Genomic DNA, 20760 nt, shown 5'->3' with positions numbered 1-20760 from the left:
TGTTATTAAGAAGGGCTTTCTATGACTGCACTTCCCAAATTGCGTTGGATGGCGCTGCCAATCACAGTCGGCTTGGGTGTCATTAATTTGTCTCCAGAACCCTCTTCCCTAGTACAGGTCGGCGGAAATAAACAGACCATTCAAAATCAATGAAAAGCCTAGAGGATAATATTTTTGACTTTTGATTTTTGACTTCACGGCGGTACTAGTACCCCCTGCAATCTGATTTTGAATGTTGGTCATAGCGCCAAAATATAAGTTTTTTTTATATAATGCTTCCGCTAATCTGAGTCAATATTTATCAACTGAATGTAGTTGATTCACTGATATTTGGCATAAACTTAAAAATATGGTTCAAAGCAAAATCATAGGGCTTGCCTTGAATTTTCATAACAAAACGCGTCAGGATGTAACCTACATCACCCAGAAAGCCAGCAAGCTCGTCATCGTCACGGAAAAGTTGCTGCTGAAACAGATCGCCAAGATCATCGACGAAGCTGGGGCTACCGGTTATTTAATTATTACCTTCCAGATTGACTACAGATTGAACAGGTGTAGCTGACGGAATCAACTCTAAGGCAGATTCCAGAGCCTGGGAACGACTTTCTACTTGATAAACTAGCGAAAAACGTTCCACAAGCTGTAACTTTTTGAGCCGGCTTTCTGTACGTCCCGTGGCTCCTACAAGAAACACATGACGATTTTTAGCCACAGCATCTTCTACCATTGTTTCAATAGCCAGTGCTGCGGTGACTCCTAATAATGAGACATCACTCATATCTAAAAGCAACACTGTATAATCCTTAACAATAGTCATGCGCTGAGAAATGACTTTTGCCGCCCCAAAGCTCATTGGACCGCCTAACTGAAACAATAAAATGCGACCTCTAGCCCTGGTAAGCAGATGCTGTTCTTCTAGAGTCAGTCTGAGTTCATTGGTGGGTTCTGTACTCGCCTTGACGCGATCGCTTTGTAAATCTGTTAAACTCTTAACTGTCAATAAGTTAGCCACAAACACCCCCACAGCAACTGCGGTAATTAAATCAACAAATACCGTCAATAACATCACCGCATACATCAAACCTGTTGCTTTGAAGGAAATTCGATGCGCTCGTTTGATAAATCCCCAGTCAATGATGTCAATTCCCACCTTCAGCAAAATTCCTGCAAGCACTGCGTGGGGAATCACTGTAGTTAAAGGACGCGCCCACAAGGTAATAATAAGCAGTACCAAAGCATGAAATATCCCGGATAAAGCAGTACGCCCTCCAGCTTGGACATTAGTCACCGTCCGCATGGTGGCTCCAGCACCGGGTAAACCCCCAAATAGCCCAGAGATACAGTTACCAATCCCTTGACCAATCAATTCTTTATCAGAATTATGCTGAGTACGGGTAATATTATCTGCTACCAGGGAAGTTAATAACGAGTCAATCGATCCCAACACCCCCAACATCAGCCCATAAACCACCATATCCTTGAAATCACTCCAGACAAATACTGGCATTCGTGGGGTGGGTAATCCTGTAGGAAAGGAGCCAATGCGACTAATATCACTATTATTTTCCAGGAATACTACTGATACCACTGTCCCCACTATTAATGCCAGTAAGGGGGCTGGGAGGATGCGGTTGAGCTTAGGTGGTGCAGTAAATACAATTACCAAGACCAGCAAACCCAGACCTAAAGCTGCTGGTTTGGGATCACTGAAGTAAACAGGTAATTGTCGCAATACACCCCACACCCCACCTATACTTTCGTAACCAAGAAAAGGGCTTATTTGCAACAGGATAATAATTATCCCAACTCCAGACATGAACCCGGAAATCACGGTGTAGGGCATGAGGGTGATGTATTGTCCTAGTCGCAGCACCCCAAAGAGAATTTGAAACAGACCGCCTAACATCACCACTGTAAAGGACATGGCTAGTCCAGTTTCTGGGTGTTTAGCAATCAGCATTGTGAAAACTGTGGTCACGACTACAGTCATGGGGCCTGTGGGGCCAGAAACTTGGCTGGGTGTACCACCGAAAAGAGCAGCAAAAAAACCGACAAAAATGGCACCATAGAGACCCGCAATCGCTCCAGCACCTGATGAAACACCAAAAGCTAATGCTAGCGGTAATGCCACAATTGCCGCAGTTAAGCCGCCAAACAGATCGCCCCGGAGATTTCTGAAATGTATTTTATTAACAAGTGTCATAACTTGAATGCTGGAATACGATTAGTTTTGATTATCTGTTTTTAAACCTTGTGGTTAGTTGCAATATTCATGGTCAGCCAAAACAATAAATAGTTAGCCCACATTAAATCTAAGTGAATTCGGGTATAACTTAGCTGCTATTAGAATACATGAAATGTTTTGTCTCAGCTTTACTGGATTTTGTGGCAGGCACATAATAGATAAAACTGTTCCCTGAGCAAGTAAGTTTGTTTTTTAAATTACATATCGCTAAATTTTCAACACTCAGAATTTCATCAATCCCATCTCGCATAAACCTTGGCGTAGTCGGTTAGCTTCTTCGGGGTTTTGTTGTTCGTAAAGCAGGATGGCGTTTTGAAAGGCTGTTAAACTCGCTGGAACATTGCCAACTTTTAGCTGTACTACCCCTAAATTTTGATAAGCTTGTGCATAGTTGGGATTACATCGGATGGCTTTTTGGTAACAGGCGATCGCATCGGTAAATAAACCCAAAGCTTTGAAGATCATTCCCAAGTTATAGTGTCCCATCACAAAATTTGGGTCAATTTTTAAAGTTGTTTCGTAAGCAATTTTTGCATTATTAATATCGCCAGATGCTTTAAGTAAGTTGCCTAAATTGTTGTATGAGCCTAATTTGAGCATCGGGTAAATTGGCAGCTTGATTGCAGCTTGATAATGAAATATAGCCTGTTGAGTGTTTTGTAAATGACTGTGAGCAATGCCTAAATGGTAGTGTAATTCGTACACAATTTCATAGTTTTCCTCTGCTGCCTTGACTCCCTGGCGAATGGAATTCCCGGACTGTTCTTGTCTGTTTATGTCGCTGTGACTGCCAGTAGCCTGGTTTAATCCTCTGTTGAGTAAATTCATCCCTTGGTCAATTTTGCCAATCTGCACATACAAAGCCCCTAACTTACTGCAAACATAGGGATCATCAGGATGGGTAGCCAGAAACGCTTCCATTGTGGTTTGGGCTTTGGCATATTTATTATTTTGAGCGATCGCAGTTTTCTGATATCCTTTATGTAGAATAGCTATCCCTTGTAAATAACCGATTTGCCAATGAGGTTCTTGGGTTAAAATTGCCGATACACTGTCATCCACTAAAGCATGATAGGGGCGTTGAAAGTGAATCTGGGGATGGTTGCGAAACAGCCGAGACACCAGAGAATAGGGAGATTGTTCCGCGCCAACTTCTTGACGTACTAGATTAATCAGAATATATTCGTCACTTTCAATTGCGGAGATCATTTGTGGCACAATACTTGGGGTGAGAGTTTCGTCAGCATCTAATACCAAAATCCAATCACCAGTCACATATTGTAGCGCCGCATTCCGGGCAGCACTGAAGTCATTACACCATTCAAAGTGATATAACTTCGCACCGAATTCTTGGGCAATATGAGGAGTGCGATCGCTTGACCCGGTATCTAGTATGATAATCTCATCTACCACACCTTTCACACTATTTAAACATTTAGGCAGTGTGGCTGCTTCATTTTTGACAATCATGCAGAGACTTAGTTTCATATCGCCGAAAAACTATGATTTCAGGTTAATGGGCTGATGTAACCGAATTTAATTATCTGCCAATTTCGGTCTTAGGTGATCATTAATAAATTTAGCAGTCATGTTATCTTTATCACTTTTAAATCAGGTTCACTGGTTATGGGTATAAAGATACTAACTGATTTCTAGAATTTTAACCCCAGAAAATATTATGCATTCCCTATATTAATTATTCGATTGCAGTACATTCATAACAGGAATATTATTAAATATATCGTTGTTAAATTTCCATCAATTCCCACTAAAACTCAAATCTAATATTTGATATACAAATGATAATTAAATTATTTTCAAATAAAATTCCCGACCTGTTAAAAAAGCCGAGAATCTGATTTGAGCAATTTAAAAATCAATTAAACTGCGATCATGGTAGACTTTTGAAGTCCTGTAATCTTCAAGTATATCTACTGCTTCTGCACTACCAGCAACCACCTAAAGCAACTTATCTACAGCAGCAGTGAATTGCTCATAAGGAGAAACTCCCACAATAGTTTCTGCTAATTCACCATCCTTGAACATTAAAACCGCCGGAATGCTACGCAGACCAAATTTTTTGAACACCGGCTTATTATTGTCAATATCTAGCTTGACGACTTGAGCGCGACCTTTGTATTCTTCCGCAAGTTGCTCCATTAACGGACTAACCAGACGACAGGGGCCACACCAAGTAGCAGTAAAATCAACTACAAGGACTTTTTCGTTACTTAAAAGAGCATCAAATTCACTTTCTTCAACATAAGCAACTGTGTCAGTAGACATTATTTTAATTCTCCAATCTAAAATTTCACTAAAAAGCTAACTCTAAAAACTATACTCCCTTCTGCGGGTCGGTAAACCATGATCTAGTTCTGGTTGAGCAACTTTTCACTAAAAAGCTGTGATTATTTTCGTAAATATTTTGATAAATGCCACAAAATCAAAACAGGATAACTTACTCACGGGTCATACATCTCAGCCATATAATAGACATAGATATTCCCCAATGGCCTGGTGACCCCCCAGTGGAATTTACCACCGTCGCTCAGATTCCACAGGATGGCTATTACTTACGGCGGTTCAGCTTAGGAGAACACAGTGCAACTCATATCAACGCACCGAACAGTTTTCATGATGATGGTGTGGGAATTGACCAATACTCGGCTGAGTCACTGGTTTTACCTGGGGTAGTGATCGATATCTGCGAAGCCGCAGCGGTAAATGCTGATTACGCCTTGACTATTGCCGATGTTCTCGCTTGGGAGAAAAAAAATGGGGAAATTGCTGTTGGTAGTTTAGTGCTACTGCATACTGGCTGGCAAGATAAATGGTTAGATAAAACGGCGTTTTTTAACCCAGATGCGTCAGGAATTATGCACTTTCCCGGTTTTGGCGATGATGCAACTCAGTTTCTCTTGAAGGAACGGCAAGTTGCTGGTTTAGGTATTGATACGCATGGGGTAGACCCTGGACAGGATAACAGTTTTACTATTAACAGTTTGGTTTTAGCACAGCAACGGATTGTTTTGGAAAATCTCACGAATTTGCAGCAGCTACCAGCTAAGGGTACTACTGTAATTATTGGTGTTTTGAGGTTGCGGGATGGTTCGGGTTGTCCTGTGGGGGTTTTGGCTTTAGTTCCATGACTTTTTCCGGCTGAGGACTGGGGATTTAATACAATCCAGAATCTCACCCCGAGTCCCTCTGCTCCTCCCAACAAGGGAGACGCTATGGGAAGGTAACAGCGCCCAAGTTGATAATCGGGAATAGAAAATTCATCGCTAAAATAGAGATACTACACCAAGATTAAGCAATATTTTGGCAATTCAACCATAAATAAACTGCAATATTTCATCAGTAATGAATATGTTTGTTTATCTGTGGTTTTTTGTCTATTTATGCGGATTTGAGCGAGAGTAATACCCAAAAAAAGGGAAGGTGTGATATGACAATTATCTTAGACCATACTATAGTCCCTGCACAAGATAAAGAAAAATCGGCACGCTTTTTTGCAGAGATTTTTGGACTAAAGCTTGATAGTCCGGTTGGTCATTTTGCTGCTGTGCGTGTCAATGACCAGTTAACCTTCGATTTTGCTGACAGAGAAGAATTTGAGTCTCACCATTATGCTTTTCATGTCAGTGATGAAGAATTTGATGCCATCTTTACACGCATCAAAGAAATAGGACTGGAATACAGTAGCGACCCTATGCATGAAAACACAGGCGAAATTAATCATAGAATGGGAGGTCGTGGTTTTTATTTCTATGACCTAGATGGTCATAATTTAGAATTATTGACTCGTGCTTAGTGATTTTCAAGGTTCATAAAATTGCAGAAGTAGCCTAAATTAATTAATCCAGACTACTTCTGCTACACCCCTTGCACAATAAAAAGATACCACTGACAAAAAATGTATGTCTGCCAAATTGCCAAATCACCGTGTTTTACTGAGTCAGCATTTGGGTAAAAAAACCGGATTTATTGGCAACAATTTCATTTAAAGTTGTAAATTTCAGTTGATTCACCAATTTTTGGGGAATGGTTGGCAATGCTACTAGATATCTATCTACAGAGTGTAGTATAATTTTATCTATTCTTGTACTGCCTAGACCAAGAATACGTCTCAAAACTCAGAAATTTGGTGGCTGTCTTATGTTAAGTCCTGTAGTTACACTCAGCATCTTCCAGAAACAACCCGATCCTCAAGTATTTTCTACAGGTCAAGTCATCTTTAAGGAAGGACAGCCAGGTGATTGTATGTTCGGGATTTTAGAAGGCGTGGTGGAAATATTAGTCAATGGTAAGACTGTAGAGATAATTGAGTCAGGTGAGGTCTTTGGGACTGGTATACTTGTAGGGATAAAAGGGAGAACTTATACTGCGATCGCTAAATCTGACTGCAAGCTAGCATATTTGGACGAGTCTGGGTTTCTGTTTGCGGTTCAGGAAACGCCTGTATTTGCTATCAAGGTAATGAAAAGTTATGCAGAACGTCTCAGTCGCTTGCAGCATAAGCTATAAAATTTCCGATAAATTTAAGTTACTGCGAATTCAGTATACTGTCTAATATCTCCGGCTTGGAAGGCTAAATTAGGTTTTTTTATCTCGCGCAAAGGCGCAAAGTCGCCAAGGAAGAGAAGTATCATGAAATATATATAGGCTAAATAGCAGGATAAATCATGAATGCTTACAAGACGTATATCACGATTGAAGACCCGAAACAGGTAGTTTTATCTGATTTACCTTTTCAAGCTGGAAAACGTGTGGAGATAATTGTTTTAGCTGAAAATAAACCTAAAGCTGCAATTAGTACAAAGTTGCGGAATTTATTTGATAAAACTCAGGCTATTCCTGGAATGGAAGAGATTACATATGAGGAAATAACAGCAGAAATAGAAGCCTATCGGCGTGGGGAATGAAGGTTATTATTGATACTAATGTTTTAGTTTCTGCTATTCTCAAGGGGAGAGAACTAAGGGATGTTATTCAATTTGCTCAAAATAAAATTCCAGAAATTCAACAAGAATTACATTTACAGCTTTTAGAAAAAAATCAAAATAATCAATTAAATGAATCAGATAGATTGTTATTGAAGTCGCTGCGAGTGAGTGCTGATTATTTAATGTTGAAAAAAGCCTATGCTTATGCACTTTTACAGTGGAAAGGCTATTCTCTGCCAGATTTTGAGCAATTAGTAGATTAATATAAAGTACTGACTGAGTAAGCACGAATTGCCGAGTCTACGGTTACAATTGTCATATCATGCTGTAATGCTTGGCAGATTAAAATTCTATCAAAAGGATCACGATGTAATAATGGCAGATTTACGAGTTGAGCAATACTTTGTTCATCTAGATTGAGACTGCTGATCAGGTGCTGCTGACGCTGTTTAGGAAGGTATATTTCCGGTGATTCTGGTAAGGGTAGTTTACCTAATTGATATTTAACGGTTGCTTCCCACACTGAAACACAACTTAAATATACGTCGTTGTTTAAATCACGAATGCTATTTTGTAAATGAATTGGTAATTTTTGATCACCACTAATAAACCATAAAAAAATATGGGTATCTAACAATAATTTCATTTACCCTCAAAACTATTTAAAACATCTTCAGGTAAGGGACTATCAAAATCATCTGGAACAATGAAATCTCCAGCACATAAGCCATAAGGCCTCATTTGTTCAGTAACTGGTTTAATTTCTGCAATAGGTTTACCAGCTTGGGTGATAATAATGCTTTGTCCTGCTGCTACTTGCTGAAGATAGCTGCTTAGATTCTGCTGAATTTCATCAATGGTTACAGTTAGCATAAGATGATTTTAAAGTTTTAAGTTACTGCAAATTCAGTATGTTGCCTGATATCTGCTGGTTGAAAGGCGAGAACAATATGATGTTTAGGAATACCAGCGTTAACCAGTTCGTTGGCTATTCCGTATTCTGTACCGTCTCTTTGAATCCAGATTTTGTCGTTGATAATGTCAAGATGAACTAAGCAACCATGTACCCGTTGATTATTTTCCCAGCCTAGCGTTAGTAGTAGGTAATGGTTGAGGGTTTGGTCAATAATTAGTTGTCTTTCTAGTTCTCCGTAAGCGTAGGGGAGTTGGGCGTATTCAGTTAATATTTTTTGAATGATTTGGCGATAATTATCTAAGGTATCCATTGCAGCACCACTTCTTTTTTTGAGTCAAAGACAAGTAAACAAAGGCGTTGATTTTCTAATAATATTTTACCAACTGGTTCTTGAAATAGTTCTGAGTAGGTTTCTTGACGAATAGCGAGATATAAGCGACGCTCAGGTTCTAAGCGATTGAGAATATCGTAATATAAGATATATTGCCCTAAAGCGTTTTCTAGGTCTGTCACTGGAGACGCACCTATAAAGCTTTTAATTTCGACTGCTATTTTATGTCCGGTTTTTTCGGCGGCTATGAGTTTTTCTGCACCTAAGTCTATATATAAATCTCTTGTACCCCATTTGAGAACAAATGGATCTTTGGTGATTTGCCAATTATCTTTTTCTAGGGAATTTCTAACGGTATTATGGTAAATGTCTTTAGCTGGCATTTGGGTAAGTATATCTTGCAATATATAGTATATTAATTTGGGAAATTACAGTTATACTAAAAATTAAGTAATTATTACAAAAGTTATGAGTACCCAAACTAATACTCCTCCTGGTGTTGATTATGCACCCCTGGAATTACAAGGGGAATTAATCGCTATGCAGCAATTAATGATTGAGGAATTATTACCTATTGCTCAAAGCAAAATTACAGAAAGTCAACAAGAACTGCATTTACAGCTTTTAGAAAAAAATCAAAATAATCAATTAAATGACTCAGATAGATTGTTATTGAAGTCGCTCCGAGTGAGTGCTGATTATTTAATGTTGAAAAAAGCCTATGCTTATGCACTTTTACAGTGGAAAGGCTATTCTCTGCCAGATTTTGAGCAATTAGTAGATTAATATAAAATATTTACTGAGTAAGCACGAATTGCCGAGTCTACGGTTACAATTGTCATATCATGCTGTAATGCTTGGCAAATTAAAATTCTATCAAAAGGATCACGATGTAATAATGGCAGATTTACGAGTTGAGCAATACTTTGTTCATCTAGATTGAGACTGCTGATCAGGTGCTGTTGACGCTGTTTAGGAAGGTATATTTCCGGAGATTCTGGTAAGGGTAGTTTACCTAATTGATATTTAACGGTTGCTTCCCACACGGAAATGCAACTTAAATATACCTCGTTGTTTAAATCACGAATGCTATTTTGTAAATGAATTGGTAATTTTTGATCGCCACTAATAAACCATAAAAAAATATGGGTATCTAGTAATAGTTTCATTTACCCTCAAAACTATTCAAAATATCTTCAGGTAAGGGACTATCAAAATCATCTGGAACAATGAAATCTCCAGCACATAAGCCATAAGGCCTCATTTGTTGAATAATAGGGGAAACTGGTTTAATTTCTGCAATAGGTTTACCAGCTTGGGTGATAATAATGCTTTGTCCTGCTGCTACTTGGTGAAGATAGCTGGTTAGATTTTCCTGAATTTCATCAATGGTTACAGTTAGCATGAGATGATTGTATAGTAATATTTCTAGTATATCGAAAAGCCCTGGCGATATATATCAAGTACATCAAGAAGTCCTGACGATATATATCAAGTATATCAAGAAGTCCTGACGATATATATCAAGAAGCCCTGGCGATTAGAAATCGCGGCTACAGAAACGAAGTCCACCTTCGTGGACTAAATTCCAAGTCTTGTATTTGTTTAAGTTCATCCAAATGAATCTCAGTTTTGTTTCTTTGAAAGCAGGTGCTTTTTTAGAAAAAATTGGGTATATTGTATTTACAGAAAAAAAGCTAATTCAATTAGATTGAGTCAATGGAATTGATTACCCATCTCGCCAATATATGAGAAATAAAAAACGATGCCGAATTTAATAATCAAAACATTGTATGAATTTTTATCGGAAAAAGGCGAAGTTATTTTAAGAGAATGGACAACTACTGTACCATTAGGTTTTTTATGCTTTTTATTGGGAGTAATTATAATGTTTTTGTGGAATAAGCAAAGAATGGCTATATTGACGGCTCAAACTAACTTTGCGGAAAAGCAATTATTAGAAAAAACAGAATTAGTACAAAGTTACGAATCAGAATTGAAACAATTGAAGGAAAAAAATGATAATTTCCAAGCTAGAGAACAAACCCTTAATTTAAAAGAATTTTCTCTTGATTTAGTCAATAAATTAAAGCAATTTCATAAAGAGATACAAGAAGAAGAAAATCTCTTATCTTTAAACAAAAAGAATCAAAGTGAAGATGAATATTTCAGTTCATTATATAGTTTTCGTCACCGTAAAAGTAAAGAATACCGACATAGTTTAAAATATGAAGTCAGAAAGGTTAGATGTTTTTTATTAAAACAATCAAACAAAATTACACAAATTGAGGATTGTAAAGATTCTCTGGAGCAAGAAATACTTGACACAAATGATGATTTAACAAAAATTTGTGCAATTAAAACTGAAATAGAAATACTTGCTAGATGCTTGTGAAAATAAATTTTACAAAATACGGCATGAGATATCTAAAAAGTTATATACGCTTGCCAATAGGTCTAAGTTAGAAGTTTAAACTTGAATGCTCTTTATAAAATAGAGGAAAATACTTATGTTAGTAATCACTAATTATCCAAGGGATTGGCAATACAAAACCGTTATATCACATCCAGCAGATACACCTGCTATATGGGTTTATGGAATTTCTATTACACCTGATGGTAAAAAACTTGTAAATGCTTATGGCGGTGGAGTATTTATTTGGGATTTAAAGACAGGAAAATTAGACCATTTTCTTGATGAACATTCAAAATGTGTTTTCAATTTAGCAATTAGCCCTAATGGGCAAAATTTGGCTAGTGGTAGTTTAGATAAAACAGTTAAAATTTGGAACTTACATACTGGTGAATTAATCAGCACTCTTGCTAAACGAGCAGATCCAATCAATTGTGTCGCTTTTAGTCATGATGGAAAAATTCTTGCTTGTGGCGGAACTAATAAATATAAGAATGCTGAAGGTAAAACTACCACAACTTATTTGTGGAATCCAGAAACAGAAGAATTAATAGGTACACTTACTGGACATTATCTAAGAGTTCAGTGTATTGCTTTTTCTCCAAATAATCAGATTATTGTCACTGGTAGTTACGACAAAACAATCAAAGTGTGGGATATAAATACACAAGAATTACTCTACACCCTTACAGGACATTTATCATATGTTGGTCATTTACTAATTCTTCCTGATTGTCAGACTTTAATTAGTAGTGGTGGAGGCGGAATAAAATTTTGGAACTTAACAACCGGAAAATTACTCAGCGCTTTATCTGAAGATTCAGAATATATTCGTTCTTTCGCTATAAATCATAATTATCAAATACTTGCAAGTACTAATAGTCCTCATATCAAAATCTGGAATTTACAGACAAAAGAATTAATCCATACTTTAGAATTTTCATGGGCAATTAGTATTACTTTTAGTCCTGATGGTAAATTACTTGCAAGTGGTAATGCGTTGGGTGAAATACGTGTTTGGGAAATCCCTGATGATTTTCTGATAAAAATACAACAAAAAAATGTGTTATCAGAGATTGTTAATACAGAAATTAATTTAGAAAAAAATGGATATTTCAACCCAGAAAATTTAGAAGATGCAAGAAAGCGGGTAATTACATCTATTGTGCGTCGTCAGGGACAGTCTACATTTCGCAAAACTCTGATACAAGTTTACAATTGCAAATGTGTCATAACAGGTTGTAATGCAGAACAAGTTTTAGAAGCTGCTCATATCATTCCTTATCTTGGTTCTGATACTAACCATCCAACAAATGGGCTACTTTTAAGAGCAGATATTCATACACTATTTGATTTGTACCTAATTGCAATCAATCCAGATAAAATGACTGTAGAAATATCAAATCATTTAAAGAATACTTCCTATGGTGATTTAGCTGGAAATCCTATACTAATTCCGCAAAATGAAGATTATAAACCCAATAAACAAGCTCTTGAAAAACATTACCAAATTTTTTATGAAAAACAAAATTGTTTATACAATACAAAAATCTAAACTGATGCAAAACCAGTAAACTGTCTGACATGAGGCGCTCTAAAACCTAAAACTATATCCGTTTTTGGTACTCCTAACTCTACTAACTCATTAGCAATTCCTTCCTCAGTCAAATCGCGCTGAATCCAAATTTTGCCATCTTTAATATCCACGTGAATAACAGAACCATAAGCCCGTTTTTCATCTTCCCATCCTACATGAACTACAAGATAGCGATTTCTTTGACAATCGAAAATTAACTCTTTTTCTGTTCCTTCAGAGAAATGATTTTCTGTATGTCTTCCTAAAACAGTTTGGACTAATTCTGAGTAATTCATTCCTTCCATAAAACAATCTCCTGTTTCTTAGTTTCAAATATGAGCAACTTTAACTGATGTTCAGAAATTACTTCTTGAATAAACGGAATTATAAAAAACTCTGTATATATTTCATAACTAATTGCTAAATATAAAACACGCTCAGGTTGTTTTTTTCTCAAAACAGAACGGTAATTAAGTGTTTGTCCTAAAGCCGTATGAAATTCACTTATGTCTGATTTACCTAGAAAAGATTTGACTTCAACTGCTATCTTTTGCCCCTCTTTTTCAGCAGCTAAAAGCCTTTCTGCTCCCAAATCAATATAAAATTCAATCCCGTCTATTGTCATAGACAAAGGATCATGAGTTATAGACCAACTATCTTTTTCTAAAGCTACACGAACTGCGTCATGAAAGATATCTTTCGCTGGCATGGAAAGTTAAAATAATATTTTCTATATTATCACACCTATCCTTGTACGTAAGCTAAGTAAGTAGGTGCTAAAATCGACAAAACCTTTGCGATTGCTTCATTTCACTTCGTTCCATTCGCAATGACATACATTCAGATTTTTACACCGGCCTACTTATTCCCCTCTCTCTGCGCCTCTGCGCCTCTGCGTGAAACCCAAAAAAAAGGGATAAGCTCAAAAGCCTATCCCCAAAAAATCAATTAATCAACAAAGATTAGGTTCCAGAAGTCCAGGAATTGATGTACTCGATTTGGTCTGCTGTCAGAGTATCAATGTGAATACCCATAGCTTCCAACTTCAAACGAGCAATTTCTTGATCAACTTCCACAGGAATAGAGTGTAAACCGGGTGACAATTTACCTTTATTCTTCACCAGGTATTCAACAGCCAACGCTTGGTTAGCAAAACTCATGTCCATAACTGCGCTGGGGTGTCCTTCAGCAGCAGCTAAGTTAATCAAACGTCCTTGTCCTAAAACCACAACTGACTTACCACTGGTCAATTTGTACTCTTCAGTGAAAGGACGGACTTCCTTAACTTCCTTCGCTTTAGAAGCTAAGTATTTTAAATCAAGTTCCAAATCAAAGTGACCGGAGTTACAAACGATCGCACCATCTTTCATGACATCGAAGTGTTCACCACGAACGACGTGCTTGTTACCTGTCACAGTAATAAAGATATCACCATAGGTGGCAGCTTCCTCCATTGGTAGGACGCGGAAACCATCCATAACGGCTTCAATTGCTTTGATGGGGTCGATTTCGGTAACGATGACGTTTGCACCCATGCCACGGGCGCGCAATGCAGTACCTTTACCACACCAGCCATAACCCACAACGACGATATTCTTACCAGCTAACAAAATATTGGTAGCGCGGATAATCCCATCTAGGGTTGATTGACCAGTACCATAGCGGTTATCAAAGAAGTGCTTGGTGTCTGCGTCGTTAACGTTGACTGCGGGGAAGGTGAGAACGCCATCTTTGAACATGGCGCGTAAACGGACAATACCTGTGGTGGTTTCTTCCGTTGTCCCAATCAAATCAGCAATTTGATGTTGACGGTGTTGAACTAAATCTGCTACCACGTCGCTACCGTCATCAATAATGATGTTGGGGCGGTGATCTAAGGCTATTTGTACGTGGCGGTTATAGGTGGCGTTGTCTTCGCCTTTTTGGGCAAAAACAGGAATTTCGTGATCAACAACAAGACTTGCGGCTACGTCATCTTGAGTTGATAAAGGGTTACTAGCAATCAATACAGCATCAGCACCACCGGCTTTAAGAGCGATCGCCAAATGTGCTGTTTCTGTGGTTACGTGGGCGCAAGCTACAAGGCGAATTCCAGCGAAGGGCTTTTCTTTCTCAAAGCGATCGCGGATTTGCTTCAATACGGGCATTTCCCGTCCAGCCCACTCAATGCGTTGTCTTCCCAAGGGAGCTAGGGCGAGGTCTTTAACCTCGTGCTTTAATCGGGGAGAAGTTGCAGTCATCAAAAATTTCCTCAGAAAAATAAAAAAGTTACGTAAAAATTACGCACCTTACTAGGGTATTGTACAACTGGTGATTTTGCATTGTATTCACCAAGAAGCTTGTTAATTGTACTCTTTTCTAGCTTGACCTGGCAGAGCTTTCAGGTTAACTTCATTCCTGATTTTTCTTTTTTGACCTAATTTTTGCTAAGAATATGATCAGGGCTAATCTATCTGTTACCCAGAGCGGATGAGGTAAACTGTCATCTATCAAAAGTTAGAAAGATTCCCTCAATTTAAATACTTTACTTTAGATAGGTACATTTACACAAGCCAGTCTTGGAGGATGACTCTGGAAGTAGCCGATGGTAAATTTTAAGGAGGTATTTGAGTGCGCTGTGAATTTTTGGCGATCGCCAAGGAAGTCCTGTTGTCCAATTTTGCTTCTATAAAGCAGAGACAGGCATTATTAGACGAAAATTGCCTTGGTAATAGCCAAAATGCTGCAAAGCAGATGCCAGGTTTGGATGTATCTAATCAAGCCGGACACCCACCGATAAGGCGGATATCACCCAAAGGGATTTTAGGTAGAGGTGTGATGCTAACAATGGCCAGTTCAATGGCTATAGCTGTTGTTTCTATCCCAAAAGCTTCAGCTCAGATTCCCATGTTGCCTTTCCTACAATCTCCTAATGGTGGAAGTAGCGAAGCCGATAACAGAACTGTTTCTGAGTGGATTTATGTGGACGGCTACGAAGTATTTCAGATAGCAGGAACAAGAAGCAATTTGTCGGAACGTTCCCGAAGTATTCAACAAAGTTTAAATCTCATCCGCCAAAGTTACTTAAGTTCATCTGAACGAGAAATTAAGATTGAAACCCGGACACAAAATGGATTACCAGTAATTTATGTGAATGGTCAATACCTGATGACCGTGACGACCGAAGATGCCAATCTGCGAAGACAAGATCCAGCTGTATCGGCAATTGAAATTACTGAACAATTGAAAAGAGCCTTGCAACGATCTAGCAGGGAGAGAACTACTGATATTTTAATCAGACAAGCTCAAGTGGCTGGGGGTATTGGACTGTTAATGGTTGTGTTGAGTGGGGGAGTATATTATTTAGAACGCCGTTCAAAACAAAAGTCAACACACCCCATCCTCCCGATTGCAGATGATGCCCAACAGCTGACAACTAAACTCAATCAACAGCAAGATAAAGATATTAAGGAAGTCAAAAAAAGACTGTTTCAATTAACTCAAGCCGGAATTTGGGGATCTGGAATTGTTTTCATTTTGGGTCTATTTCCTTATACGCGAGCATTTCAAGTGGGGATTCTCTCAGTTGCCCAGATTCCTTTGAGATTGGGTATTGTGATCCTCGGCGTTTACGTAGCAATTCGTTTCACCTATGCTCTGATTGACCGCTTCACCTCTACTCTAATTAGCAGTGGTGTTTTATTAAACTCAGAAGCGAATAAACGGATGCAACTGCGAGTTTCGACATTTTCAGGTGTGTCTAAAAGTATCACTACTGGTATTTTGTTGGCAGTTGGTACTTTACTATCCCTGGTTGCTTTGGGTATAGATATTGTGCCTTTATTAGCAGGTGCTGGTTTAATTGGTGTGGCATTATCTCTGGCTTCCCAAAGTTTAATCAAAGATGCCATTAACGGCTTCCTGGTAATCGTCGAAGATCAATATGCTTTAGGCGATGTGATCGCTGTGGGAGATGTGGGAGGCTTAGTAGAAACTCTCAATCTGCGGATTACTCAGTTGCGGGATGCTGAAGGGCGTTTGATTACGATTCCCAATAGTGAAATTAAAGTTGTGGCCAATCTTTCTAGCCGTTGGTCACGGGCTGATTTAACGATTCCAGTTGCTTACCAAAATAACATTGATGATGCTTTGAAGTTGCTTCAACAGGTAGGCTTGGAGATGAATCAAGATCCGCTCTGGAAACGTCTGATCATCGCACCACCTGAAGTTCTGGGAATAGATAACTTTGGCGATCGCGGTTTGATGATTCGTGTCTGGATTAAGACATTACCCCTCAAGCAATGGGATGTGGGGCGAGAGTTTCGCCGTCGCTTGAAAATCACCTTTGATCAGGCCGGATTCTCTATTCCTGTACCTCAACAAGGTATTTGGTTAAATGAAGGTCAATCGCTGCACTCGGAAGTTAATGGCAAATCGGAAAATAATTCGTAATTGATAATTCGTAATTCGTAGTTGCAATCAGTGAGTATTTGTACCTGCCATTAATTTCAAACCACCAAATCTACGATTTAGGTCGGGCTTCTACCCTCTGAATTACGAATTACGAATTACGAATTAGTAATTATTCCATGACCAGCAAATAGCCTCTTGTCATGCTAGAACAATTGTACTATAATAGGTTATAGCGCTCACAAAGCCTAGTGAAGAGTAAAACGGCTCTACCAAAGAGTTCTGGAAGATGGATATAAGGGTTAGTTCAATGATGAAGCATTATATTCTCAACCTCAATCCGACTGCCAAGCATGAATGGGATCGATGTATTTTACGTGACCCACTGACTGCAAAACGTCCGGACATTGCTAAATTAATCGCTGAAGCTGTTGGTACTGACACTGGTAGTTATTTAGTGAGTGTGAATATTGAAGTCCAAGTTTTAGAACAAGCTGCCGTATCTCAATCTGAACAACTCTCACTGCCATTCTCAGAAGTAAATATCCCGTCACAATTGCGAGAAGCGGCGTAAGAGTTGGGGAGTCGGGAGTATTTTTTTATGAGGAAGATGATTTGATGCTGGAACTAAGTCATTATCCCACTGCGATCGCGCAAGCTGCCCAACAGGTGAATGAAGTAGATTCCCAGTTGATGGCGGTGCAGCAGCAGATTGACCGATTTGAAGGTAATGCCGATCGCGCTGCTGCTTTTGATATGGATTTGAAAAATGATGCCCAACGCAAAGCCCGTCGCTTTGAAGTTTTGCTGGTGAATCAAGAATATCAAAAGGCTATGGATACTCAGATTCGCTTAACTGTGGCCAAAGCCAATGCGATCGCTCAGTTAGAATATCTGCGTAACCAGTTCAGTGTAGCTAAATTAGAAGCAAGATTAGCGATCGCGCATCAACTTACTGATTTTGAATCTCGTGAATTAGTCGGTTTGTAGTCATCTCTTAAATTTGTTCACTGATAACTGATTTAATAGTTGAGCAATTTGCTGATTAATCGCTACTATATCAAAACGCTGACCTGCGATCGCTTTGGCATGATTAGCTATGGTTGCAGTGATTTCGGTTTCTGCAACACAAGTATTAATCACCTGTGCCAATTCCGTAATTTCTCCAGGTGTCACCAAATAACCATTAACACCGTGTTCCACTAATTCCATTGCGCCCCCAGCCTTAGCGGCTACTACAGGCGTACCGCATAGCATCGCCTCCACAATCACTCTCCCAAAAGGTTCTGGGGCTGTTGAGGTGTGTGCTACCAAGTCACAAGCTGCCATTAACTGGGGAACATCTGCCCGAAATCCTAAAAATTTGACGCGGTTTTCTAATTTCAAGCTGGTAACTTGTTCATGCAATTGTTGGACATAATCTTGTTCGCCAAACAGGGCATCACCAACCAAAATTACTGTCACTTCTGGCGGACATTCAGACAAAGCCGCAATTAAAATATGCTGCCCTTTCCAAGGTGCAAGTCGGCTGAAGTGTCCAACGACAAACTTTCCTTCTAGCCCTAACTGTTGCTGTAATTGTTTAACTTCAGATGCAGCAGATTGATAATTTTGGCAATCAAAACCATTATAAACAATTTCCGTGAGTTTGGCGTTTCCTCCTGCTTGGATAAACGCTGTTTGAGTAGCTTGAGAATTAGCAATTACTAATGAAGCAAAACGATTTGCTAAAGTAACGGCAATCCGCAAATTAGTTTGGCTAAAGTGTTGTGAACAAAGAATATCATGTAAGTGATAAACCAAGGGACGACGGGCTAAAAAGCTCGCCAGTGCGCCAATAACTAAAGCTTTTTGGGTATTGGCGTAGATCAGATCATATTCTTTAGCTGTTTGTACCACCTTGGCTAATAGTGGGGCAAGTTGTCCGATACTCGCCAAAGATTGCAACAAATTGCTTTGTTTGCGAACTTGAATTGCTTGAGTTGCGAAAACTTCAACCGGGATATGATGCTGCTGTAGTAACTTTCTAAAATCACCATCTGCAAACAAACCTACCAAAGCGCGATCGCCATAAGGTTTAGCAATATCTATTAAACACAATTCAGCACCACCAGGTTTACCGCTTTGGTCTAAAAACAGAATTTTCATATATTATAATTTTTGTGGTGTAATCTACAATCAATTATTTCGCAGCAATATCAAGCCAAGAGAACCTGCCGCACTTGCTGAGTTATATGTTGCCAATCAAAATTAGTCACTGCATACTCACGACAGGCTGATCGGGAAGGAATTGATAAATTACCCAAAAGTATCTGTGCTAATTTTTCTGCAATAGCTGGAGCCTCGGCAGAATCACTAATTAAATCTGGGGAAAATGATGATAAAATTTCTGGCATTCCCCCGATTGGGGTACATAAAACTGGAGTTCCACAAGCTAAAGATTCGATAATTGCTAATCCAAACCCTTCAAAAGATTGGCTGGGCATGATTGTTAATTCAGCAGCTTGGTAAGCTAGGGGTAATTGGGCATCAGGGAGAAAACCTAAAAATTTCACGTTGTCTTTTAAGCCTAATTCTGCAACCTGTTGTTGTAGTGTAGCTTGCATATGACCACGACCGGCGATCGCCAGCCAAACATCAGGAACTTGGGGCTTAATCATCACCAGCGCCTGTAGTAATTTGTCAATTCCAACTCGCTGGACTAAGCGACGGGATGTAAAGAGGATGCGGCGATTTTCCGGCCAGTCTAGCTGCTGACGGGCGGATTGGCGTGATAAGTTGCCTTGAAACCAATTAATATTCACTCCCCCAGGGATAATATGAATTTTGCTCCAAGGTATTTGATACTGTTGATGTAAAATATTACCGAATGCTTTACTGAGAACAATAAAGCGATCGCAACGATTATAGGTGCTTTGTTCGATTAACCGTCGCTTGAGAAAAAGAGCGAGTTGATGATTAACAGTTTCCTGCTGACTTTCAGCAGCCCAAGGGCCATGAAAGTTAAAAGTGATGGGTACACCTTTGGGCAGAAGATCCAAAATCGGAAAGCTATATAGTGCAAAATGCAGATTAATTGCATCTGGTTTGCTGACTCGTGTTTTCTGAAATTTGTGACGAATAGATACAAGTCTTTGCCAAATTGCCTGATTTGGATCAGCCAAATTCGTCAGCTTCATTGGCACATTTAATTCAGTTTCTGGTAAACCAACTCCACATAGTTCTATTTTGTCTTCATTGGCTGCTAATTGATGAGTTAGTTCATAAATATACCTTTCTAATCCGCCGGGAGTTTTGGGAAACCAGCCGATTCCCAATGTAAGAATCGATGCCGATGTTGAATTAAAATGTTCTTTTTTACCTTCCACCTACTTAGCTCCTATAATTTCTTGATGGTGCATATATTTACTTTTATTCCCTGCAAAATCACTGCTGTGTAAACACCCATTTTCGGTGATAGCTGGCGTGGTGTAGCCATAGATGCAGATTATTTTGACTCCTCTTGATCAGGGGAGAAGCCGCAGGCGGTGGGGTTCTTTCTATGGGTCTTCATATGCAAATAGTATAAGTCAGGAGTAAATTAGTGAATGCTGCTACTACTTATATCCTGCCATTATCTATAAAATCAGTAATTTTCACGTCACCCTCTGTAGAGATTTCAATCAAACACTAATTTATCAACTATTTCGATTACCCGCTCAATACCTGTATGTGATTTGGGGAATTATTGAAATTAGTTCCTCGTGAACCCAGTTAAAGTTTTGGGGAAATTTTCTCTAGTTTTCTTCGCTGAAAAGTAAATATTAATACATTTACAATAAATTTATATTATGTGTTTTTTTGGTGAATTTTTGGTGAATATGAAATTTTTATTCCCTATAATTTGTTATTAAATGTGTAAGTCAATAGCAAAGGTGAAAATCCATGCAAATAGATATCACAGT

The 20760-nt window shown here is 38.8% G+C and carries 26 protein-coding genes and 1 pseudogene; 13 read left to right on the top strand and 14 right to left on the bottom strand.

All coding sequences use genetic code 11. The annotated features are described in order from the left end of the window. Positions 1-21 precede the first annotated feature (21 nt). Positions 22-153, top strand: coding sequence for a hypothetical protein (locus AACX33_RS23365; RefSeq protein WP_265338623.1), 132 nt, complete (start codon positions 22-24; stop codon positions 151-153). A 265-nt stretch (positions 154-418) separates the two neighbouring features. Then, positions 419-523, top strand: a pseudogene (locus AACX33_RS26550) (P-II family nitrogen regulator); the annotation flags it as partial. Here the strand turns inward: AACX33_RS26550 and AACX33_RS23360 are convergent. The 3 genes from AACX33_RS23360 to trxA all read right to left on the bottom strand — a co-directional run bounded on the left by AACX33_RS23360 (position 515) and on the right by trxA (position 4531). Next, positions 515-2203, bottom strand: coding sequence for a SulP family inorganic anion transporter (locus tag AACX33_RS23360; RefSeq protein ID WP_193997920.1), 1689 nt, complete (start codon positions 2201-2203; stop codon positions 515-517). The pseudogene AACX33_RS26550 and the gene AACX33_RS23360 sit on opposite strands and share 9 nt — an antisense overlap. A 264-nt stretch (positions 2204-2467) precedes the next feature. Further along, complete coding sequence (locus AACX33_RS23355) at positions 2468-3733, bottom strand: TPR domain-containing glycosyltransferase (protein ID WP_193997921.1); 1266 nt, start codon at positions 3731-3733, stop codon at positions 2468-2470. A 471-nt stretch (positions 3734-4204) separates the two neighbouring features. Further along, positions 4205-4531: a thioredoxin gene (trxA, locus tag AACX33_RS23350; protein ID WP_193997922.1), complete on the bottom strand. Its 327-nt coding sequence runs from the start codon at positions 4529-4531 to the stop codon at positions 4205-4207. Between the two features lie 146 nt (positions 4532-4677). Here trxA and AACX33_RS23345 point away from each other — a divergent pair, with 146 nt between their 5' ends. From AACX33_RS23345 to AACX33_RS23325, 5 genes are all read left to right on the top strand, one after another. Next, on the top strand, positions 4678-5394 hold the full coding sequence (locus AACX33_RS23345) for a cyclase family protein (protein WP_193997923.1): 717 nt from the start codon (positions 4678-4680) through the stop codon (positions 5392-5394). 299 nt (positions 5395-5693) lie between these two features. Then, positions 5694-6059 carry a VOC family protein gene (locus tag AACX33_RS23340; RefSeq protein ID WP_193997924.1) on the top strand — a complete coding sequence of 122 codons (366 nt, stop codon included), beginning with the start codon at positions 5694-5696 and terminating at the stop codon, positions 6057-6059. Positions 6060-6403: 344 nt separating this feature from the next. Next, a complete protein-coding gene (locus tag AACX33_RS23335; protein WP_193997925.1) occupies positions 6404-6772 on the top strand; it encodes a Crp/Fnr family transcriptional regulator in 369 nt (122 codons plus the stop codon). Positions 6773-6930: 158 nt separating this feature from the next. Further along, a complete protein-coding gene (locus tag AACX33_RS23330) occupies positions 6931-7170 on the top strand; it encodes a hypothetical protein (protein WP_193997926.1) in 240 nt (79 codons plus the stop codon). After that, positions 7167-7454 (top strand): hypothetical protein, encoded by a 288-nt coding sequence (locus tag AACX33_RS23325; protein ID WP_193997927.1) that lies wholly within the window; start codon positions 7167-7169, stop codon positions 7452-7454. The genes AACX33_RS23330 and AACX33_RS23325 overlap by 4 nt, the downstream gene beginning before the upstream one ends. Here AACX33_RS23325 and AACX33_RS23320 read toward each other — a convergent pair. The 4 genes from AACX33_RS23320 to AACX33_RS23305 are packed head-to-tail and all read right to left on the bottom strand — an operon-like array spanning position 7451 to position 8821. Beyond that, positions 7451-7837 carry a type II toxin-antitoxin system VapC family toxin gene (locus tag AACX33_RS23320; RefSeq protein WP_193997928.1) on the bottom strand — a complete coding sequence of 129 codons (387 nt, stop codon included), beginning with the start codon at positions 7835-7837 and terminating at the stop codon, positions 7451-7453. The two genes, AACX33_RS23325 and AACX33_RS23320, sit on opposite strands and share 4 nt — an antisense overlap. Then, entirely contained in the window at positions 7834-8064 is a 231-nt protein-coding gene (locus AACX33_RS23315) for a type II toxin-antitoxin system Phd/YefM family antitoxin (RefSeq protein WP_193997929.1), read from the bottom strand. The genes AACX33_RS23320 and AACX33_RS23315 overlap by 4 nt, the downstream gene beginning before the upstream one ends. A gap of 17 nt (positions 8065-8081) precedes the next feature. Continuing rightward, on the bottom strand, positions 8082-8417 hold the full coding sequence (locus AACX33_RS23310) for a XisI protein (protein ID WP_193997930.1): 336 nt from the start codon (positions 8415-8417) through the stop codon (positions 8082-8084). Next, positions 8405-8821: a XisH family protein gene (locus AACX33_RS23305; RefSeq protein ID WP_193997931.1), complete on the bottom strand. Its 417-nt coding sequence runs from the start codon at positions 8819-8821 to the stop codon at positions 8405-8407. The genes AACX33_RS23310 and AACX33_RS23305 overlap by 13 nt, the downstream gene beginning before the upstream one ends. A gap of 85 nt (positions 8822-8906) precedes the next feature. Between AACX33_RS23305 and AACX33_RS23300 the strand changes: the two genes are divergently transcribed. Beyond that, the gene (locus AACX33_RS23300) at positions 8907-9224 is read left to right on the top strand and encodes a hypothetical protein (protein ID WP_193997932.1); all 318 of its coding nucleotides are present in this window, start codon (positions 8907-8909) and stop codon (positions 9222-9224) included. Here the strand turns inward: AACX33_RS23300 and AACX33_RS23295 are convergent. Both AACX33_RS23295 and AACX33_RS23290 read right to left on the bottom strand, forming a co-directional pair. Further along, entirely contained in the window at positions 9221-9607 is a 387-nt protein-coding gene (locus AACX33_RS23295) for a type II toxin-antitoxin system VapC family toxin (protein ID WP_193997933.1), read from the bottom strand. The genes AACX33_RS23300 and AACX33_RS23295 overlap by 4 nt on opposite strands. After that, positions 9604-9843 (bottom strand): type II toxin-antitoxin system Phd/YefM family antitoxin, encoded by a 240-nt coding sequence (locus tag AACX33_RS23290; RefSeq protein WP_193997934.1) that lies wholly within the window; start codon positions 9841-9843, stop codon positions 9604-9606. Before AACX33_RS23290 ends, AACX33_RS23295 begins: the two co-directional genes overlap by 4 nt. Positions 9844-10203: 360 nt before the next feature. Between AACX33_RS23290 and AACX33_RS23285 the strand changes: the two genes are divergently transcribed. Continuing rightward, complete coding sequence (locus tag AACX33_RS23285) at positions 10204-10833, top strand: hypothetical protein (RefSeq protein ID WP_193997935.1); 630 nt, start codon at positions 10204-10206, stop codon at positions 10831-10833. Positions 10834-10948: 115 nt separating this feature from the next. Then, positions 10949-12406, top strand: coding sequence for an HNH endonuclease (locus AACX33_RS23280; protein ID WP_193997936.1), 1458 nt, complete (start codon positions 10949-10951; stop codon positions 12404-12406). Here AACX33_RS23280 and AACX33_RS23275 read toward each other — a convergent pair. The 3 genes from AACX33_RS23275 to ahcY form a co-directional block, all read right to left on the bottom strand. Continuing rightward, positions 12403-12732, bottom strand: a complete 330-nt coding sequence (locus AACX33_RS23275; protein ID WP_193997937.1) for a XisI protein — start codon at positions 12730-12732, stop codon at positions 12403-12405. The genes AACX33_RS23280 and AACX33_RS23275 overlap by 4 nt on opposite strands. Further along, complete coding sequence (locus tag AACX33_RS23270) at positions 12720-13136, bottom strand: XisH family protein (RefSeq protein ID WP_193997938.1); 417 nt, start codon at positions 13134-13136, stop codon at positions 12720-12722. Before AACX33_RS23270 ends, AACX33_RS23275 begins: the two co-directional genes overlap by 13 nt. Positions 13137-13389: 253 nt before the next feature. After that, positions 13390-14667, bottom strand: coding sequence for an adenosylhomocysteinase (gene ahcY, locus AACX33_RS23265; RefSeq protein ID WP_193997939.1), 1278 nt, complete (start codon positions 14665-14667; stop codon positions 13390-13392). Between the two features lie 598 nt (positions 14668-15265). Between ahcY and AACX33_RS23260 the strand changes: the two genes are divergently transcribed. From AACX33_RS23260 to AACX33_RS23250, 3 genes are all read left to right on the top strand, one after another. Further along, positions 15266-16858 carry a mechanosensitive ion channel family protein gene (locus AACX33_RS23260; RefSeq protein WP_193998044.1) on the top strand — a complete coding sequence of 531 codons (1593 nt, stop codon included), beginning with the start codon at positions 15266-15268 and terminating at the stop codon, positions 16856-16858. A 268-nt stretch (positions 16859-17126) separates the two neighbouring features. Next, a complete protein-coding gene (locus AACX33_RS23255; protein ID WP_193997940.1) occupies positions 17127-17390 on the top strand; it encodes a hypothetical protein in 264 nt (87 codons plus the stop codon). Between the two features lie 44 nt (positions 17391-17434). Next, positions 17435-17806 (top strand): hypothetical protein, encoded by a 372-nt coding sequence (locus AACX33_RS23250; RefSeq protein ID WP_193997941.1) that lies wholly within the window; start codon positions 17435-17437, stop codon positions 17804-17806. Here AACX33_RS23250 and AACX33_RS23245 read toward each other — a convergent pair whose 3' ends face one another. Both AACX33_RS23245 and AACX33_RS23240 read right to left on the bottom strand, forming a co-directional pair. Further along, positions 17807-18964: a glycosyltransferase family 4 protein gene (locus AACX33_RS23245; RefSeq protein WP_193997942.1), complete on the bottom strand. Its 1158-nt coding sequence runs from the start codon at positions 18962-18964 to the stop codon at positions 17807-17809. 50 nt (positions 18965-19014) lie between these two features. Beyond that, positions 19015-20184, bottom strand: a complete 1170-nt coding sequence (locus AACX33_RS23240) for a glycosyltransferase (protein ID WP_193997943.1) — start codon at positions 20182-20184, stop codon at positions 19015-19017. Positions 20185-20760: the final 576 nt, after the last annotated feature.

The organism is Nodularia sp. LEGE 04288 (assembly GCF_963896525.1).
GTDB lineage: Bacteria > Cyanobacteriota > Cyanobacteriia > Cyanobacteriales > Nostocaceae > Nodularia.
This window is presented reverse-complemented; position numbering and strand designations above follow the sequence as displayed.

What these genes read in the sequence shown, in the direction of transcription:
- AACX33_RS23275 (WP_193997937.1), bottom strand. Translation starts at nt 12,732, where the DNA reads ATGGAAGGAATGAATTACTCAGAATTAGTCCAAACTGTTTTAGGAAGA.
- AACX33_RS23260 (WP_193998044.1), top strand. Translation starts at nt 15,266, where the DNA reads ATGGCTATAGCTGTTGTTTCTATCCCAAAAGCTTCAGCTCAGATTCCC.
- AACX33_RS23320 (WP_193997928.1), bottom strand. Translation starts at nt 7,837, where the DNA reads ATGAAATTATTGTTAGATACCCATATTTTTTTATGGTTTATTAGTGGT.
- AACX33_RS23295 (WP_193997933.1), bottom strand. Translation starts at nt 9,607, where the DNA reads ATGAAACTATTACTAGATACCCATATTTTTTTATGGTTTATTAGTGGC.
- AACX33_RS23300 (WP_193997932.1), top strand. Translation starts at nt 8,907, where the DNA reads ATGAGTACCCAAACTAATACTCCTCCTGGTGTTGATTATGCACCCCTG.
- AACX33_RS23325 (WP_193997927.1), top strand. Translation starts at nt 7,167, where the DNA reads ATGAAGGTTATTATTGATACTAATGTTTTAGTTTCTGCTATTCTCAAG.
- AACX33_RS23355 (WP_193997921.1), bottom strand. Translation starts at nt 3,733, where the DNA reads ATGAAACTAAGTCTCTGCATGATTGTCAAAAATGAAGCAGCCACACTG.
- trxA (WP_193997922.1), bottom strand. Translation starts at nt 4,531, where the DNA reads ATGTCTACTGACACAGTTGCTTATGTTGAAGAAAGTGAATTTGATGCT.
- AACX33_RS23335 (WP_193997925.1), top strand. Translation starts at nt 6,404, where the DNA reads ATGTTAAGTCCTGTAGTTACACTCAGCATCTTCCAGAAACAACCCGAT.
- AACX33_RS23250 (WP_193997941.1), top strand. Translation starts at nt 17,435, where the DNA reads ATGCTGGAACTAAGTCATTATCCCACTGCGATCGCGCAAGCTGCCCAA.
- AACX33_RS23345 (WP_193997923.1), top strand. Translation starts at nt 4,678, where the DNA reads ATGCCACAAAATCAAAACAGGATAACTTACTCACGGGTCATACATCTC.
- AACX33_RS23315 (WP_193997929.1), bottom strand. Translation starts at nt 8,064, where the DNA reads ATGCTAACTGTAACCATTGATGAAATTCAGCAGAATCTAAGCAGCTAT.
- AACX33_RS23360 (WP_193997920.1), bottom strand. Translation starts at nt 2,203, where the DNA reads ATGACACTTGTTAATAAAATACATTTCAGAAATCTCCGGGGCGATCTG.
- AACX33_RS23280 (WP_193997936.1), top strand. Translation starts at nt 10,949, where the DNA reads ATGTTAGTAATCACTAATTATCCAAGGGATTGGCAATACAAAACCGTT.
- AACX33_RS23245 (WP_193997942.1), bottom strand. Translation starts at nt 18,964, where the DNA reads ATGAAAATTCTGTTTTTAGACCAAAGCGGTAAACCTGGTGGTGCTGAA.
- AACX33_RS23305 (WP_193997931.1), bottom strand. Translation starts at nt 8,821, where the DNA reads ATGCCAGCTAAAGACATTTACCATAATACCGTTAGAAATTCCCTAGAA.
- AACX33_RS23270 (WP_193997938.1), bottom strand. Translation starts at nt 13,136, where the DNA reads ATGCCAGCGAAAGATATCTTTCATGACGCAGTTCGTGTAGCTTTAGAA.
- AACX33_RS23255 (WP_193997940.1), top strand. Translation starts at nt 17,127, where the DNA reads ATGATGAAGCATTATATTCTCAACCTCAATCCGACTGCCAAGCATGAA.
- AACX33_RS23330 (WP_193997926.1), top strand. Translation starts at nt 6,931, where the DNA reads ATGAATGCTTACAAGACGTATATCACGATTGAAGACCCGAAACAGGTA.
- AACX33_RS23290 (WP_193997934.1), bottom strand. Translation starts at nt 9,843, where the DNA reads ATGCTAACTGTAACCATTGATGAAATTCAGGAAAATCTAACCAGCTAT.
- AACX33_RS23310 (WP_193997930.1), bottom strand. Translation starts at nt 8,417, where the DNA reads ATGGATACCTTAGATAATTATCGCCAAATCATTCAAAAAATATTAACT.
- AACX33_RS23285 (WP_193997935.1), top strand. Translation starts at nt 10,204, where the DNA reads ATGCCGAATTTAATAATCAAAACATTGTATGAATTTTTATCGGAAAAA.
- AACX33_RS23365 (WP_265338623.1), top strand. Translation starts at nt 22, where the DNA reads ATGACTGCACTTCCCAAATTGCGTTGGATGGCGCTGCCAATCACAGTC.
- AACX33_RS23340 (WP_193997924.1), top strand. Translation starts at nt 5,694, where the DNA reads ATGACAATTATCTTAGACCATACTATAGTCCCTGCACAAGATAAAGAA.
- ahcY (WP_193997939.1), bottom strand. Translation starts at nt 14,667, where the DNA reads ATGACTGCAACTTCTCCCCGATTAAAGCACGAGGTTAAAGACCTCGCC.